At 69.2% G+C, this 15,333-nt stretch carries 13 protein-coding genes; 10 read left to right on the plus strand and 3 right to left on the minus strand.

Translation table 11 applies throughout. The features are described from left to right. The first annotated feature begins 201 nt into the window (after positions 1-201). The 6 genes from FJV41_RS40000 to FJV41_RS40025 all read left to right on the plus strand — a co-directional run bounded on the left by FJV41_RS40000 (position 202) and on the right by FJV41_RS40025 (position 8,666). Positions 202-768, plus strand: a complete 567-nt coding sequence (locus FJV41_RS40000) for a hypothetical protein (protein WP_141647881.1) — start codon at positions 202-204, stop codon at positions 766-768. A 15-nt stretch (positions 769-783) separates the two neighbouring features. Beyond that, positions 784-1,614, plus strand: coding sequence for a hypothetical protein (locus FJV41_RS40005; RefSeq protein WP_141647882.1), 831 nt, complete (start codon positions 784-786; stop codon positions 1,612-1,614). 14 nt (positions 1,615-1,628) lie between these two features. After that, positions 1,629-2,237, plus strand: coding sequence for a penicillin-binding protein activator LpoB (gene lpoB / locus FJV41_RS40010; protein WP_141647883.1), 609 nt, complete (start codon positions 1,629-1,631; stop codon positions 2,235-2,237). 45 nt (positions 2,238-2,282) lie between these two features. Then, a complete protein-coding gene (locus FJV41_RS40015) occupies positions 2,283-3,536 on the plus strand; it encodes a COG3014 family protein (protein WP_141647884.1) in 1,254 nt (417 codons plus the stop codon). A 45-nt stretch (positions 3,537-3,581) separates the two neighbouring features. Further along, entirely contained in the window at positions 3,582-4,358 is a 777-nt protein-coding gene (locus tag FJV41_RS40020) for a ZIP family metal transporter (protein WP_141647885.1), read from the plus strand. 141 nt (positions 4,359-4,499) lie between these two features. Beyond that, positions 4,500-8,666 (plus strand): protein kinase domain-containing protein, encoded by a 4,167-nt coding sequence (locus FJV41_RS40025; protein ID WP_141647886.1) that lies wholly within the window; start codon positions 4,500-4,502, stop codon positions 8,664-8,666. A gap of 4 nt (positions 8,667-8,670) precedes the next feature. Here FJV41_RS40025 and FJV41_RS40030 read toward each other — a convergent pair whose 3' ends face one another. Next, complete coding sequence (locus tag FJV41_RS40030) at positions 8,671-9,054, minus strand: response regulator (protein ID WP_174461526.1); 384 nt, start codon at positions 9,052-9,054, stop codon at positions 8,671-8,673. 138 nt (positions 9,055-9,192) lie between these two features. On the opposite strand from FJV41_RS40030, the gene FJV41_RS40035 reads away from it, so the two are divergent. From FJV41_RS40035 to FJV41_RS40050, 4 genes are all read left to right on the plus strand, one after another. After that, a complete protein-coding gene (locus tag FJV41_RS40035) occupies positions 9,193-9,798 on the plus strand; it encodes an RNA polymerase sigma factor (protein WP_141647888.1) in 606 nt (201 codons plus the stop codon). Between the two features lie 150 nt (positions 9,799-9,948). Continuing rightward, positions 9,949-10,386: a CBS domain-containing protein gene (locus tag FJV41_RS40040; protein WP_141647889.1), complete on the plus strand. Its 438-nt coding sequence runs from the start codon at positions 9,949-9,951 to the stop codon at positions 10,384-10,386. A gap of 16 nt (positions 10,387-10,402) precedes the next feature. Further along, positions 10,403-11,497 (plus strand): lysylphosphatidylglycerol synthase transmembrane domain-containing protein, encoded by a 1,095-nt coding sequence (locus FJV41_RS40045; RefSeq protein WP_246137715.1) that lies wholly within the window; start codon positions 10,403-10,405, stop codon positions 11,495-11,497. Between the two features lie 74 nt (positions 11,498-11,571). Beyond that, complete coding sequence (locus FJV41_RS40050) at positions 11,572-12,591, plus strand: class I SAM-dependent methyltransferase (protein WP_141647891.1); 1,020 nt, start codon at positions 11,572-11,574, stop codon at positions 12,589-12,591. 95 nt (positions 12,592-12,686) lie between these two features. On the opposite strand, the gene FJV41_RS40055 is transcribed toward FJV41_RS40050, so the two are convergent. Together FJV41_RS40055 and FJV41_RS40060 are read right to left on the minus strand one after the other, a co-directional pair. Further along, positions 12,687-14,039: a TfuA-like protein gene (locus FJV41_RS40055; protein ID WP_141647892.1), complete on the minus strand. Its 1,353-nt coding sequence runs from the start codon at positions 14,037-14,039 to the stop codon at positions 12,687-12,689. Beyond that, positions 14,036-15,301 (minus strand): YcaO-like family protein, encoded by a 1,266-nt coding sequence (locus tag FJV41_RS40060; RefSeq protein ID WP_141647893.1) that lies wholly within the window; start codon positions 15,299-15,301, stop codon positions 14,036-14,038. Before FJV41_RS40060 ends, FJV41_RS40055 begins: the two co-directional genes overlap by 4 nt. Positions 15,302-15,333: the final 32 nt, after the last annotated feature.

Below are 15,333 nucleotides of genomic sequence, written 5' to 3' on the forward strand. Positions count from 1 at the left end.
AGGCGGTGTGACTAAAGCACAGCCCAGGACCGCCAGCCAGATGCCCCCCAGGACCTCCCTCCGACGGGCCCTCGCACCTCCTGAGAGGGTGCGACAGAGACAGGGAGCCCTTGCCTGCCGGAAGGGTGTTTTGAATATTGGTGACGCCGCACCGTCGTTGCGTTGGAATTTTCGCACCTACCGCATGTGGGAGTCTTCGAGATGAAGCGTCATTCCAGGTTGTGCGGAGCCCTTCTGTCGCTGGCCGTCGCGGCGCCGTTGACCGCGGCCGCGCAGGACCGGGGCCGCACGGATGGGCCCGAGGAATCCGAGTATGGCAAGGGCGGCTATTCGGGCTCGAACAGCCAGGGCGTGTCGCTCCAGCTCGACTGGGGTGCGGCCATCAATGACAAGGAGCCCCCCGAGGACGCGCCGTCGGGCCCGCCGCTGTACGTGGGCGCCACGCTGTCGCTGTGGGGCGCGGACTGGTTCTCGCTCGACGCGAGCGCCGCCTATGTCTTCGACGGTGGTCGCTTCATCGGCATGGTGGGACCGAAGTTCCGCACCTGGGGCTGGCCGCTGGTGTTCACCGCGGGCCTGAGGGCTGGCGCCATCGTGATTCCCGAGGCGGAGGGGCTGCGCTTCGGCATCTCCCCCCAGGTGGGCGCCGAGATTCTGATGGGCCACCGGGACAACATCCTCTTGGGGCTCAACTACAACCCGGACATCCCCATCGGCGGTGGCGGCGTGACGCACCGGCTGGGCATGTCCATCGGTTACAGGTTCTAGGGGAGGTCGCTCGCCATGATTGCCCAAGTGCTCGCAGCCACGCTGGCGTTGGCCTCCAGTCAGGCCCCCGTCAGCCTCTCCTCCACGGGAGGAGGTCCGCAGGTCTCCCTGCCTTTCCCCACGGGCACCACGCAGACCTACAACATCATCCAGTGGGACCCGAACCAGTTGCCGCGCATCTACGAGCGCTCGGACCAGCTTCCCCTCACGGACGAGGAGCTGACCAAGCTGTCCCAGGCCGGCTTCGAGCCCGCGCAGCTGGTGAAGATGATTGAAGAGCGGCGCTGCGCATGTGACGCCAGCGCGGACGGCCTCATCAAGTTGAAGAAGGCCGGGGTGGACAAGAACGTGCTCGCGGCGGTGTCGCGCCACGGCATCGCGCCCAACCGGGAGCTGGAGCTGCTGGTGACGATGGACTTCACCGGTGAGAGCCGCGTCGCGCGCGAGGCGTTCCTCTATTTCTTCGTCGACGACGGGGACCTCACCCGCGTCTTCAGCGCCAACATCACGGACCTGCTCCAGCGCCGCAACCGCCACGAGACGACGGTGGACCGCAGCGACATCCTCGTCGCGCGCACGGTGCGCCGCGTTCAGCTCTCCGGGCGGGTGCCGCTGAAGACGTACGGCAAGCACAACGTGCTGGTGGTCGCCAGCGCCAGCCCCACGCTCACCCATCCCTCCCAGCTCACTCCGCAGGAACGGACGAAGTCGCAGAGCTACACCTTCGACTATCCCCGCGCCTCGCTCATGAGCCTGTGCCGCCTGACGGCGGGGTACCGCCGTGACGCGGTGCTCAACTACAAATGGAACTTCGAGGGCAGCCGCTTCGAATGCGAATGGAACTAGGAGTCATACGCACCATGAAGACCCATCGCCTCATCCTGACCGCCTGCCTCGCCGCCTCGCTCGTCGCGTGCAGTGGCCCGCGCGCGTACACGCGCGGGTCGTACGAAGACCCGAACGAAATCGAGATGCTGTCGGACCAGTTCAACGAGAATGACCTGCAGCTCATCGCCAAGAAGATGGCGGAGTCGCTGGCCAACTCGCCGCGCTTCTCCACGCCGCGTCCGGACGGCTCGCTGCCCATCGTCCTCGTGGGCAAGCTGAAGAACAGCACGTCCGAGCACATCGACATGCGCTCGCTGGGCGACAAGATTCAGACGGCGCTCGCGCAGACGGGCCGCTTCGCCATGGTGGATCAGGCCGCGCGCCAGGACATCGCGGAGGAGTACGAGTACCAGCAGTCGGGCTACGTGGACCCGAACGCTGCCAAGGGCCCGGGCGCCCAGGTGTCCGTGGACTTCATGATGACGGGCGACCTGGCCTCCATCATCCAGGAGGTCGGCCGCGACAAGCTCGTGTACTACAAGATGACGGCGAAGCTGAGCAACGTGCGCACCGGCCTCATCGAGTGGACGGACGAGAAGCAGATCCGCAAGAAGTTCGAGAAGCGCGGCGTCAGCTGGTAGCAGGCTGACGCAAGCCGCTGGCTCCACGCGAAGGCTCGACTGCTCATGACCTCTCTTCTCCGCCACCTGGCGCGCCCTCGAGGTGGGGGCGTGCTCGCGCTGGCGAGCGTGCTCCTGCTGACTGGCTGCGCGGGCGACTACGTGGCGCGCACGCGCGGCGTCCGCATGTCCTATCAGTCGGAAGACTATCCGGGCGCGCTGGTGGGGCTCGACGCCGTCTCGAAAGAGGGCTCGGAGAAGGACGCGCTGCTCGTGCTCCTGGACAAGGGCATGGTGCTGCACGCCGCTGGCGAGTGGGCGGAGAGCAACAAGGTGATGGAGGAGGCGGAGCAGCTCAGCGCACGGCTCGACGGCGTCTCCGTCAGCGAAGAGGCGGGGGCGCTCGTGACGAACGAGCGCCAGCGCGCCTACCGCGGCGAGGACTTCGAGAAGCTGATGATCTCCGTCGTCCAGGCGCTCAACTACGCGGAGCTGGGAGACGACGAGGCGGCCATGGTGGAGGTGCGTCAGGTCAACGAGCGCCTCCAGAAGATGGTCACCGAGGAGAAGAAGCCGTACCAGCAGCTCGCCATCGCCCGCTACCTGGGCGGTGTCATCCGCGAGGACCAGCGCGACTGGGACTCGGCCTATATCGACTACGCGAAGGCGTACGAGCTGGAGCCCCGGCTGGGCGCGCTGGTGGAGCCCCTGCTGCGGCTGTCGAAGTACACCGGCCGCGATGACGTCTACGCGGCGCTGAAGGAGAAGTACCCGGAGGTGGCCCATCCGCCCCTGGCCCGCGACGAGTCCCAGGTCGTGGTGGTGGTGGAAGCGGGGCTGTCGCCGGAGAAGCAGCCCACGTCCCGCGACTACGGCACCGGCGGCAATCTCATCGAGGTGCCCGTCTACCGGGACCGGGGCAGCGCGCCGTCGGTGCGTGTGCAGTTGGGAGACCAGGACGAGCGGGCGGTGACGGTGACGTCCCTCGCGGACGTCGCGCGGCTGCACCTGGACACCCGCATCGGCGGGATGCTGGCCAAGCAGCTCGCCAGCGTGGCGGTGAAGGCGGGCCTGGCGGCGGGCCTCGGCGCCGCGACCAAGAGCGAGGAGCTGGGCGTGCTGGCCTTCCTCCTGCTCAACGCTGGCAATGCGCCAGACCTGCGCTCCTGGCTTTCCTTGCCCGCTGAGTTCCAGGTGGCGCGTTTCCGGGTGCCGGCGGGGAGCCACACGGTCCGTGTAGAAGCGGGGGGACGGGTGTCGGAGCACACGGTGGACGTGAAGCCGGGCCGGGTGGGGTTGGTGGTGGTGCGGCGCTACTGAGTCGGCGGTTTTGTTGTGGCGGTTTTGTTGTAGGGTGCGCGCCCCATGTCGGTCCTGGCCACGGTGGCCCTCTACTCCCTCATCGTCGTCATCGGCGCGCTGCTTGGCGCGATGGTGGTGTTGTGGAATCAGCGGCCCACGCAGCTGGTCCGCTTCCTCGCCTTCGCCGCGGGCGTCATGCTGGGCGCGGCCTTCTTCCACATGTTGCCGGAGGCGTACGAGGGCGGGGGCTGGTGGGCCTTCGCGCTGGTGCCCGCGGGCTTCGTCTTCCTGCTCGTGCTGGAGCGCTACCTGGTGGCGCACGCGGGTGAGGACCTGCCCGGAGACCACATGTCCGGCAGCGGGCGCTCCCCCGCGCAGGCCGGGCAGGTGCTGGGGCTCACCGCGTTCCTCGGGCTGTCCACGCACACGCTGTTCGACGGCATCGCCCTGGGCTCGGCGGTGGAGGAGGGCGTGGGGTTGATGGCGCTCCTGGCCATCGTCGCGCACAAGGTCCCCTCCGCGCTGTCGCTCGCCTCCATCCTGAAGACGGAGGGGCGCTCGCGAAGCTCCATCCTCCTGCTCTCCGTGCTGTACGGGTTGATGGTGCCGGCGGGAGCGCTGCTGTACTTCGCCTTCGACGCGGTGCTGCGCTTCGAGAGCATGGCGCCCAAGGCGCTGGCCTTCTCCGCGGGCACGTTCCTCTACATCGCCGTGTCGGACCTGCTGCCGCACGTGCATCGACACGGCAAGGACCAGCCGGGCCGCAACGTGCTGGCGCTGTTCGTGGGACTGGCCCTGATGTTCGGGCTCGCGCGTCTGATGGGGCATCCGGCGCACTGAGCCTGCTCGCTCGTGCGCTAAAGCCTCGCGCTCCGGAGTTTCGTCACAAACAGTCCTTCGGTGCTCTCTCCACCAAGGAGGGGCCGCACGCGCCTGGGCTGACGGCCGGGCGGACGGTGCCTCGACGGAGGGCCGGAAGCGATGAGCACACCCAGTGGCGTGGCGGAGGGCCCGGGCGGGGTCTCCCCCGGCGCGGGGAATGCCCCCACGCACGCGGGCTCGGAGTTCGAGGACGCGGTGCTCCAGGGCCTCATCCATGGAGGCTCCGCGAGTCCGGTGCCTCTCCCGGGAGACAGGCTGGGAGGTCTGGACGGCCGTCGGTACGAGGTCCTCGGTCTGCTGGGCGGCGGCGGCATGGGGCAGGTGTTCCGCGCGGTGGACCACGAGCTGTGGCGCACGGTGGCGCTGAAGTTCCTCGCCGCGCACCGGGGCCTCGCGACGCCCTCGCTGCTGGCCGCATTGCGCGAGGAGGCGCAGGCGATTGCCCGGCTGGACCACGAGAACATCGTCCGCATCCATGACGTGTCCGCGTGGAACACCGGGACGCTGGCGCAAGGCGAGGAGGTGCCGCTGCGCGTGCCCTTCCTGGTGATGGAGTTCCTGGAGGGCGAATCGCTGCAGCGAATGCTGCGCCGGGAGCGACCCGACTTGCGGCGCACGTTGGACCTGATGACGGACGTGGCCGCGGGGCTCGCGCATGCGCATGAGCGGCGCCTGGTGCATCGCGACCTCAAGCCCGCCAACGTCTTCGTGCTCGCGGATGGCAGGGCGAAGCTGCTCGACTTCGGCCTCGCGCGCTCACCGGCCGGACCCGCCCTGGCGCCCGAAGCCGCGCGCGCGGGAACTCCCGCGTACATGGCTCCGGAGCAGTGGCGGGGCGAGCCGCCGGACGCGAGGGCCGACGTGTGGGCCGCGGGGCTGTTGCTCTACGAGATGCTCACCGGCGAGCACCCGCTGCCGCGCTCGAAGGCCGCCGAGCTGCGCCTGCACATCCCTTCCTCCCAGCCCATGCCCTCGGTGAGCTGGAGATGCCCCGGGTTGCCGGAGGAACTCGTGCGACTGGTGGCCTCGGCGCTGGCGAAGGACCCGGCGGAGCGGCCGGCGAATGGAGGCGAGTTGCTGGAGCGACTGCGCGGCTTGCGTCGGCTGCTGGCGCTGGACGTCAACTCGGCCTCGCGCTCGAGCATCTCCGGTCGTCGGTTGGTGACGCTGGTGTCGTGCCGGCTCGCGCAGGAACGCGGTGGCATGGAGCGCCTGGATCCGGAGGATTGCAGCGAGCTGGAGGGCGCCTTCCACCAGGGCTGCACGCGCATCATCCACGAGCACGAGGGCGCGATGACGCTCGCGGTGGGCGCGGAGGTGCTCGCGTGCTTCGGTTTCCCCGTGGCGCGCGAGGGGGACTCGGAGCGGGCGGTGCGCGCGGCGCTGCGGCTGCAAGAGGTGCTGCCCGGTGAACTCGCGGGGCTGGGGCCTCCGGGCGTGGTGGTGAAGGTGGGGTTGCACACGGACCGCGTGGCGTTGGCGGATGCCTCGCCGCTGTTGCACGGCACGGCGCCTCCCATGCAGGGCGAGGCGCCCAAGGTGGCCTCGTGGCTGGCCGCACAGGCGGGGCCCGACGCGGTGCTGCTCACCGAGGGCACGCATGCGTTGGTGCGAGGCCGCATCCGCACGCGCTCACTGGGGGCCTGGGCCTTCGAGGGACTGTCGGGCACGTCATGGCTGGACGTGCATGAAGCGCTGGGAGAGCGGCCGGGTGCGAGCCGGTTCGATCGGGCCCTGGTGGTCGGCGCGTTGTCGCCGTTGGTGGGCCGCGAGAAGGAACTCCAGCGGCTCACGACGTGGCGGGCCGATGCGCTGAGTGGACGCGGCGTGGGCGTCCTGGTGCGAGGGGACGCGGGCATCGGCAAGTCGCGACTCGTTCAGGAGCTGCATGACCGGGAGGCACCGGGGACGAGCACCTGGGCGCGTTGTCAGTGCGGCGTGCGGGGAACGGGCAGCGCCTTCCATCCGCTCATCGACTGGTTCCAGCGCTTCCTGGGCTTCGCCCGCGATGACGCTCCCGAGCGCAAGCTCGCGCGTCTGGTGGAGCGTCTGGGCGTGCTGGGCGTGGACGTGGAGCTCTCGTGTCCGCTCGCTTCGTTCTTGTCGCTGCCTGTTCCGGAAGGCTCGCCCTTCCTGCACCTGTCCGGTGAGCGGCAGCGGGCCGCGGTGATGAAGGCCCTGGTGGAGGTGTTCCGTCACGAGGACGTGCGCAGGCCGGTGGTGCTGGTGGTGGAGGATCTGCACTGGGCGGACCCGTCCACCCTCCAGTTCCTAGGAGTGCTGCTGGAGCGGTTGGAGGGGACTCGCCTGTGTGTGCTGCTCACCGCGCGCCCGGGTGTCACGCAGGTGTGGAGCGAGCACGCGGCGCTCCAACTCCTGGATGTGGAGCCCCTGCCTCCCGAGGCCACCGCGGCGCTGGTGCGCGAGGTCGCGGGCCAGCGCGCCCTGACTCCGAAGACGGTGGCGCGACTGGTGTCCCGGACCGATGGAGTCCCCCTCTTCGTCGAGGAGCTGACGCGGGTGGTGGTGGAGCAGGAGGCCGTGCGAGGGGACTCGGGCGAGACGCTCTCCGCGGTGCCCGCGGTGTTGCACGAGCTACTCCTCGCGCGCCTGGACCAGCTTCCTCCCCGGCAGCGCTCCCAGGTGCAGCTCGCGGCCACGCTGGGGCGAGAGTTCAACTACGAGACGCTGCGCGCGGTGTCCTTCCTCCGGGAAGACGAGCTGGAGCCGGAGCTGGAGCGACTGGAAGAGGCGGGACTGCTCTTCCGGCAGGGCCAGCCGCCATGCACCACGTACGCCTTCCGACACGCGCTCATCCAGGAAGCGGCCTACCAGTCGCTCCTGCGCAGCACGCGCCAGCGCTACCACGGTCGTGTCGTGCAGGTGCTCTCCGAGCAGTTCCCCGAGGTGGTGGAGGAGCAGCCGGAGTTGGTGGCCCACCACGCCACGCTCGCGGGGCTGACGCGCCAGGCCGCGGAGTTCTGGCGGAGCGCGGGCCAGCTCGCGGGCGCGAAGTCGGCCTTCCCGGAGGCCATCAGCCACTACTCGCGGGCGCTGGGGCAACTGGAACTCTTGCCGCCCTCCCGCGAGCGGGATGAGTTCGACATCGTCCTTAGCGTCGAGCTGGGACAGGCGCTGGTGGCCTCGAAGGGCTTCGGAACGCGCGAGGTGGAGGACGCCTTCACGCGGGCCGCCGCGCTGTGTGACCCGTCCCAGTGCATCCCCACGTCGCTCTTCTGGGGACTGTGGAACATCGCGCTGGTGCGTGGAGATGGTGAGGGCATGGACCGTCTCGCGGAGCTCTTCCGCTGTCAGGGAGACGAGCACGCGGACCTGGAGGCGCGCGTGGTGCTGCACGGCGCGCTCAACAGCCAGGCGTTCTGGCGCGCGGACTACACATCGTGTCGAAGCCATGGCCTGGAGGTGAAGGCCCTGCTGGGCCGGGAGGGAGTGGCGGAGCAGCTCGCGCAGATTCGCGGTGGGCGGCTGGGCCATGCCTCCGAGCAGTGCCTGCATGCGCTGATGTACCTGGCGGTGAGCGAGCTGGTGCTGGGGCACATCGACACCGCGCTCGCGACGCAGGCGCAGGCCTTCGCCCTCGCCGAGTCCATGAGCCATCCCTATGCCATCGCCACGGTGTCCGTCTTCGGAGCGATGCTGGCGCTGGAGCGTGGAGACCCGGCGACAATGCTGGAGGTGTCAGGGCGGGCCGTGGGCCTCTGTGTCGAGTACGGCTTTCCGTTGCCCCTGGTGGGGAGCATTTGCCTGCACGGGCTCTCCCTGGCGGTCCTCGGAGACGCGGAGGGCGGCGTCGCGCGTGTCCACGAGGGAATCGCGTTGATGAACTCGCTGGGCGCGACGCTGCTCCAGGGCGCGTGCCTGACGACGCTGGCTCGCGCATACCTCGCGGGAGGGAAGGTCGACGAGGGGCTGGCCGCCTTGAGTCAGGCGCGGGTCCATGTGGAAGGGCGCGTGGCGCGCCATCCCCTGGCGACGTTGTTGCGAGTCCACGGGCAGCTTTTGTTGCTGCGAGGGGACATGGGCGAGGCGCGCGAGTGCTTCCGGCGCTCGCTCGCGGTGGCTCGAGACACGGGCGCGCGACTGCATGAGCTGGGCGCGGCGGTGGAGTTGGCGAGGCTTGCGCGGCACACCGACGAAGCGGCGGAGGCGCGCGTGCTGCTGGAGTCGCTGAAGGAAGTCTTTTCAGGGAGCCAGGCGCTCGCGGATGCCTGGGCCGCGCGTGCGCTGCTGGCGGAGTGGGACTGACGGCTCACGCCGCCGATGACAGCTCGGAGGGCGGCGGGTCGCCATGCGCGAGACACCTGGTGACACACCGCAAAAGCTCGGACAGCTCACCGGACTTGCGCAGGAAGACTTCATCCGCGGCGCCAGGTCCACACTCCATGCTGCTGTGGACGATGCGCGGAATGCGGCACAGCCGTTCATCGGTGCGCAGCCTCCCGCAAAGCTCCAGGCCGCTCATTCCCGGCATCATCACGTCGGTGAGGATGAGGTCTGGCTTCAGCGACTGCGCGAGCGACAGGGCCACCTCACCATTCGGCGCGGAGGCGACCTCACAGCCCAGTTCCCCGAGAGCCTCGGTGTAGATTTCGAGGAGGGTCGAATCATCGTCGACGAGGAGGATGAGAGGCATGCGGGTGTCTCGGGGTGAGGCGGCCATGCCGCTGTTCCACTGGGATGGGGACGCGACGACATGGATGTGAATTCATCAGGACCCCGCGTTCGTCACGATGACGGTGCAAGCCATTCCATCCGCTCGGAGGTGTGAAGAATGTCGCCGAAGGAACGAGAGGCGCTGGAGCAGAGGATTCGCGAGCGCTGCACCCTGGAGGACACGGCGGGCGCCGTGGAAGCCGCGGTGGAGGGATATGGCCCGGAGATACGAAGACTCCTGGGGACGTTGTTGCGAGAGCCAGAGCAGGCGCGAGAGGCCTTCAGCATCTTCTGCGAGAGCCTGGTGAGGGACCTGCCAGGCTTTCGTTGGGAGAGTACTTTCAGGACGTGGGCCTATCGCGTGGCGCGGAATGTCGCGTACCGGATGGCCACCGCCTTCTCGCCGGGGCGGGAGCGGGTGGCGAGCCGGGAGATGGTCGACCTCATGCACGTCGAGCGTTCAGGCACGGCACCCTGGCTCCAGACCCCCGTGAAGGACCGCTTCCGTTCCTTGCGCGCGCAGCTGGAGCCGGGAGAGCGCAACCTCCTGCTGCTGCGAGTGGACCGTCGGATGTCCTGGCTCGACGTCGCTCGGGAGTTGGGGGGCACCCAGTCCTCGGAGGGGCTCCAGCGGAAGGCGGCCGTCCTTCGCCAACAGTTCAAGAGCCTGAAGGAGCGGCTGCGTGAGCTGGCGCGGGATGACCGTCTGATTTCCAGCGCGTGACGCCCGGGGCATGAGGGGACGCCGGCCCCCGCCCGCCTGCCCGCCCTTTCGCTGCGCGAACCGGGGCGCGGGCGCACCCTTGAGGGGACTCGGCCCGAGCGGCGCATGGTGCGCGCGAGGCTCGTGGACCGCGGCGAAAGGGGCCTTGTCATGCTCACCGTGGGCGACCTGATGACCCGGGATGTCGTCACGCTGGAAGAGACCGATGACCTGGTCCGCGTGGATGACCTGCTGAAGCTCAACCACATCCGTCACCTGCCGGTGGTGCGCGAGGGACGGCTGGTGGGGTTGGTGAGTCATCGTGACTTGATTCGCGCGTTGGCGCGTCAGCTCGCGGCGCATCAGTCGGAGCCCATCTCCGTCGCGCGCATCATGTCGCGGGATGTGGAGATGGTGAGGTCGGACCTGCCCGTGCGGGACGGCATCTACAAGCTCCTGGACCACCGCTTCGGTTGTCTTCCGGTGGTGGACAGGGACAGGCGGCTGGTGGGCATCGTCACCGAGGCCGACTTCATGCGCATGGCGGCGCGGCTGCTGGATGCGGCCTCGGCGCGCAGGGATGACTCGGCGGGAGTCTCCGCTCCTTGAACGGGAGGGTGGGCGCATGCATGACGGACACGCCGTCTCAGGTGGTGGTCCGCCCTCCGCGTCGGCGGAAGGCTCGTCGCGACATCACAGCGTATGGGGCTGGCTTCCTGGTGTGGTGCTGCTGGGCGCGTTCATCGCGTTCGTGGTGCTGCGCTTCGGGGAGGAGCGACAGTTCGCCCAGATGCTGAAGCGCGCGCGGCCGGAGTGGCTGCTGGCCGGTGCCGTGCTCCAGGTCTTCTCGTATCTCACGATGGCGGGCTGCTGGCTGGTGACGCTGAGCACGGCGGGAGTGAAGGCGCCGTGGATGCGCACCGCGGGGCTGGCCTTGATGAAGCTCTCCTTCGACCAGTTGGTGCCCACGGCGGGGATTGGTGGTTCGGTGGTGGTGATGAAGGGGCTCCGGAAGGAAGGGGCTCCCCCTCGGGTGGCGACCGCCGCGCTGCTGGTGGACATGGTGTCCTTCTATGCGGCGCATGCGGTGGCCGTGGTCATCTCCATCCTCATCATCTGGTTCCGCGCGCAGCTCCACGCGGCCATCCTGGGGTTGGCCACGGCGTTCGCCGCGCTCGCTTGCGCGGTGCCCTTCGGAATCCTCTGGTTGACGCGGCACGGAGGCTGGCAGCCGCCGCGCTGGGCTCGGCGCATCCCCGGGCTCAGTGGCCTGCTGGAGTCCATCTCCCAGGTTCCGCCCGAGCTGGTGCGCGACAAGTGGCTGCTGGTGCGTGCGAGCGCGTTGCAGTTCGCGACCTTCGTGCTGGATGCGCTCACGCTCTCGTGCATGTTCTTCGCCGTGGGGCACCCGGTGGATTTTCCGGATGTATTCGCCGCGTTCATGCTGGCGACGCTGGTGATGACCCTGAGCATCATCCCGGGAGGGGTGGGGACGTTCGAGGCCACCGCGGTGGGGACGCTGTCCTCGCTGGGAGTGCCCGTGGAGGTGGGGCTCACGGCGGTGATGTTGCTGCGAGGTTTCACCCTGTGGTTGCCGCTGCCGCTGGGCGTGGTGCTGCTGCGTCGGATGCTCGGGGTTCGGCTGCGCGACGCGATGTCGAGTCCGGGGTCCGAGTCGTCGGCCTCGCCCGTGGTGTCGTCAGAACAGCGGACCGCGTGAGGGGCTGACACGCTTTGGCTTGGCTTTCGCCGCGCGGGACCTGAGGATGCGCGCGCCCGAGCGGGCACCCATCCATGGAAAAACGCACTGACTGGTACGAGCACCCGGAGTACTACGAGGCCATCTTCGGCACGGACACCGTGCGGGAGGCGGATTTCCTCCAGGCGCTCAGCGCGCGTCATGGAACGGGAGGCTCGCAGTGGCTGGAGCCCGCGTGTGGCGCGGGACGGTTGGTGGCCGAGGCCGCCAGTCGCGGCATGAAGGTGGCGGGCTACGACATCTCCGAGGCCATGCTCGCGCACGCGCGAAAGCGGCTGACTCCGGCGGAGCGTCGTCGGGTGAAGCTGGCCCCGTCGCGCATGGAGGAGTTCTTCGAGCCCGCGCTGGAGGGGAAGGTGGATGTCGCGCACAACCTTGTCTCCACCTTCCGCTACCTGGATAGCGAGGCGGCGGCGCTCGCACACTTGAAGGGCACGCGACGGCTGCTCAAGCCCAACGGCATCTATGTGCTCGGCTTCCACCTCACCGACTACTCGCGGAGCGTGCCCGAGCACGAGCGCTGGTTGGGGCGCGTGGGCAAGGACAAGGTCGTCTGCAACACCCACGAGGGGCTGCCGGACCGGCGCGCGCGACGCTCGCCCATGCGCAACCGACTGCGCATCACCGGTCCAGGGAAGGACTGGCTCATCGAGACGACGTGGTTCTTCCGCACGTACGACGCGGCGCAGGCGGGCAAGTTGTTCCGCGATGCGGGGCTGAGCGTGGTGGCTGCGTATGACTTCGACTACGACGTGAGCTCACCGGTGGCACGTGGCAGCCGGCGGCTGGACCGCGTCTTCGTGCTGCGCCCGGATGCGGGCTCGGTGGAGCAGGGGGCTTCCGAGAACGCGCCGGCGCGGAAGGTCGTCGCCGAGGCGAAGAAGGCGACTCCGGAGAAGAAGGTGGCTGCGCCGAGGAAGACCTCTCCGGCGCGGAAGGTCACCGCGACGAAGAAGCTGGCCACTGCGCCGGATGCGACTCCTCCGACGAAGAAGCTGGCCACGGCGCCGGATGCGACTCCTCCGACGAAGAAGCCGACCCGCCGACGAAGCTGACTCCGAAGCAGGCACTGGCTTCGTCATGAACGAAGCCACCGGAGCAGGCGCTGAAGCCTTGGCGAAACGAGACCCAGCGAAGGCTGGGTCTGTGTTCAGGCTTCCGCCCCCGCCTTCGCGAGCACGTAGCAGAGCTCACGCAACGCGGCCCGTCGCATGGAGTCCACGTCCGGGAATCCCTCGTCGCGTGCGGCTTGCTGGATGGGGCTTGGAACCATCCGTCCCTGGTGCTCCTCGAAGTACCAGGCCCACAAGGCGCCCTCGGTGATGCCCGCGTCCTCCAGGCGTGGCGCCGACAGGCCCGCCTCCGTGAGCACCTGCTCCTTGTCTCGCGCCCTCTGCACCAGCGCTCCGTATTCGCCCGTCAGGCGCAGGTGGTCCGCCAGGTGGCGCAGGACATCCGGCTCGAAGAGGGTCTCCACCCAGCGCACGTGAGACTCGTCGCGCAGCAGGCGAGGGGCATCGTCGACGTACTGCTCCGACTTCCATTGCTCGAAAGCCTCGGGGGTGAGCTGCCGCTCCTGTCGCAACGCCTCTTCCGTCGCGCGAAGCTCCGCCACGCCCGGCTCGCGGCCCAGCCGTCGCGCTTCCTCCACGGCGAGCGCACGCGCCATGCTCGACCGTTGCGCCTCCTTCAGCCCGCCGCGCAGTCGCAGTTCATCGAGCAGCGCCTCGGACGACACTCCTTCCAGGGGATTCGCCGCGTAGCGCAGCGGCTGTCTGCCCGCGCGCCGCCGGGCCTCTTCCCACGCGTCGGTGTGCTGAAAGGGGAAGCGCGTCTGCTTGGGCGAGAGCCCCGCCTCCATCCGCGCCCGAATCTCGCGCAGCAGCGCCACCGCATCCGCGCGCTTCGCGTCCACACGGCCCCGCGGCAGCCAGGCCTTGAGCGCCTCAAGCTCCGCGCCAGGGAGCCCCTCTTGTGCGGCTCGCGTCAACACCGTGGGCCACACCCGCTCCACGTAGAAGAGGGACTTGGCCAGTCGCTCCAACGCCGCGCGAGTGCTCTCACTCACCACGTTGCCCGACCGAGCCGCCGCCAGCGTGGCGCGGATGTTCACCATCGCCTCGGACAGGGGCCGCCAGTGGTCCTCGGCGCTCGCGTGCGCCACCGCCACCTCGTCATCGTCCTCCAGCACGCCTCGCTGGAAGTCCTCGAAGATGGCGCCGACTCCCTCCATTCCGAAGGACGTCAGCTCCGCGGCACGCAGCGCGCCCATGCTCGCGGCGCCGAAGACGTGGATGCCTTCCGCCAGGGCCCAGAGGATTTCCTTGTGCCACACGGCGGGCACATGCTCGAAGAAGCCGTCGATGATGCCGATGGCCACCGGCTTCTCCAACGTGGCCCGGTAGACGTCACCCTGTTGCACGGGAGGCAGGTACACCACGTCCAGCTCCTGGCTCGCCTCCTCGGGGCGCAGCGTGGGGCCCGTGAAGATGAACACCTTCATGTCCCATCCCCTCGCATGGCGCGCAGTGCGCGAGGGCCCGGGACATAGCCTGGTGCTTCATGCGTGGGCTCCAGTCCGGGTACCACCACGCGCACCACGGGCAACCCCAGCTCCGGCTTCGTCAGGTCCACCACGACCACTTGTGTCACTCCCGCCGCGCGCACCTTCGCGAGCACCCATTCGAGGTCCTCTTCGAACGTCTCCGCATCCTGATGCGGAGCGTCCTGGAAGCGGCGCACCGGCACCTCCTCGCGCAGCCGCGTCCGGAGCCGCTCCGCCACCACGCCTTCCCGAGCCTCCTCGTACGCCTTGCGGTGCAGGTCATCCCGCGCCCCGCTGATGCGCGTGAGCCGACTCTGCGCCGCCTCTGTCAGAGCCCGCAGCAGCGCCACGCCCCGCGACGGGTGACAGCCCATGCCGCCCGCCACCGCCACGGGGCGCAAGGGCTCCGACTCCCGGTCGACGATGTAACAGGCGAAGGCGGGCACCCCGACATCGCTCGTTGTCTCCCAGACGCCCACGGCCATGCCCGCGCGCGCATAGGTCTCCAGCACCTCGCGACAGGCCGTGTCGTCCACGGTGCCCAGGTCCAACCGCGTGGCGGCCTGGCTCCGTTCTCCACCCGCGTGCCACAGCGCGGTGGCGTCACGCTCCACCACCTCGCACAACCCATGGAGCGTTGCCTCGAGGACGTGATTTCCCGAGGCCAGCCCGTTGCTGCTCATGAGGAACGCGCCACTTCCGGTGGGAAGCGGCAGCGTGAAGTCGGTGTGCACCATGTCGAACGGCACCCACAGCGGACCGCCGCCGAGCAGGTCCACGCCTTCCACCCAGAGCATGCGCCAGTTGGGATGGAACAGACTCACCGACAGGCGCGGCAGTCCCGCCACGTCGACCACGGGCGAGCGGAAGCGCAGCTCGTTGTACGTGGACAGCTTCAGGGGCAGCGAGATGTGCTCGGCATGGTAGCCCTCCACGGACTCCATCACCCCGGACGCCTTCGCCGCCGCGAGCGTGAGGCCCTTGCCCTGGGACACCGCAAGCGAGCGCGCATTGGGCCGCGTCACCATGACGACGGGGATTCCAATCGTGTCCAACCCCGTGACGTTGGCGATGCGGGTGATGCCCAGGACGGGCATGAGGCGTCGCACGCGCTCCAGGGTCTGCTCGGGCGACATCACCCGATGTGTCCCGTGTCGGAACGGCTTGGGCGTCCCGGAGGAGGCGGACGGGGAAGAGGAGTCGAGGGCCGCGGTGCGCATCAAGGCTTGGAGTCGGAGAGGCGGGAGGTGGG

The organism is Myxococcus llanfairpwllgwyngyllgogerychwyrndrobwllllantysiliogogogochensis (assembly GCF_006636215.1).
Taxonomy (GTDB): domain Bacteria; phylum Myxococcota; class Myxococcia; order Myxococcales; family Myxococcaceae; genus Myxococcus; species Myxococcus llanfairpwllgwyngyllgogerychwyrndrobwllllantysiliogogogochensis.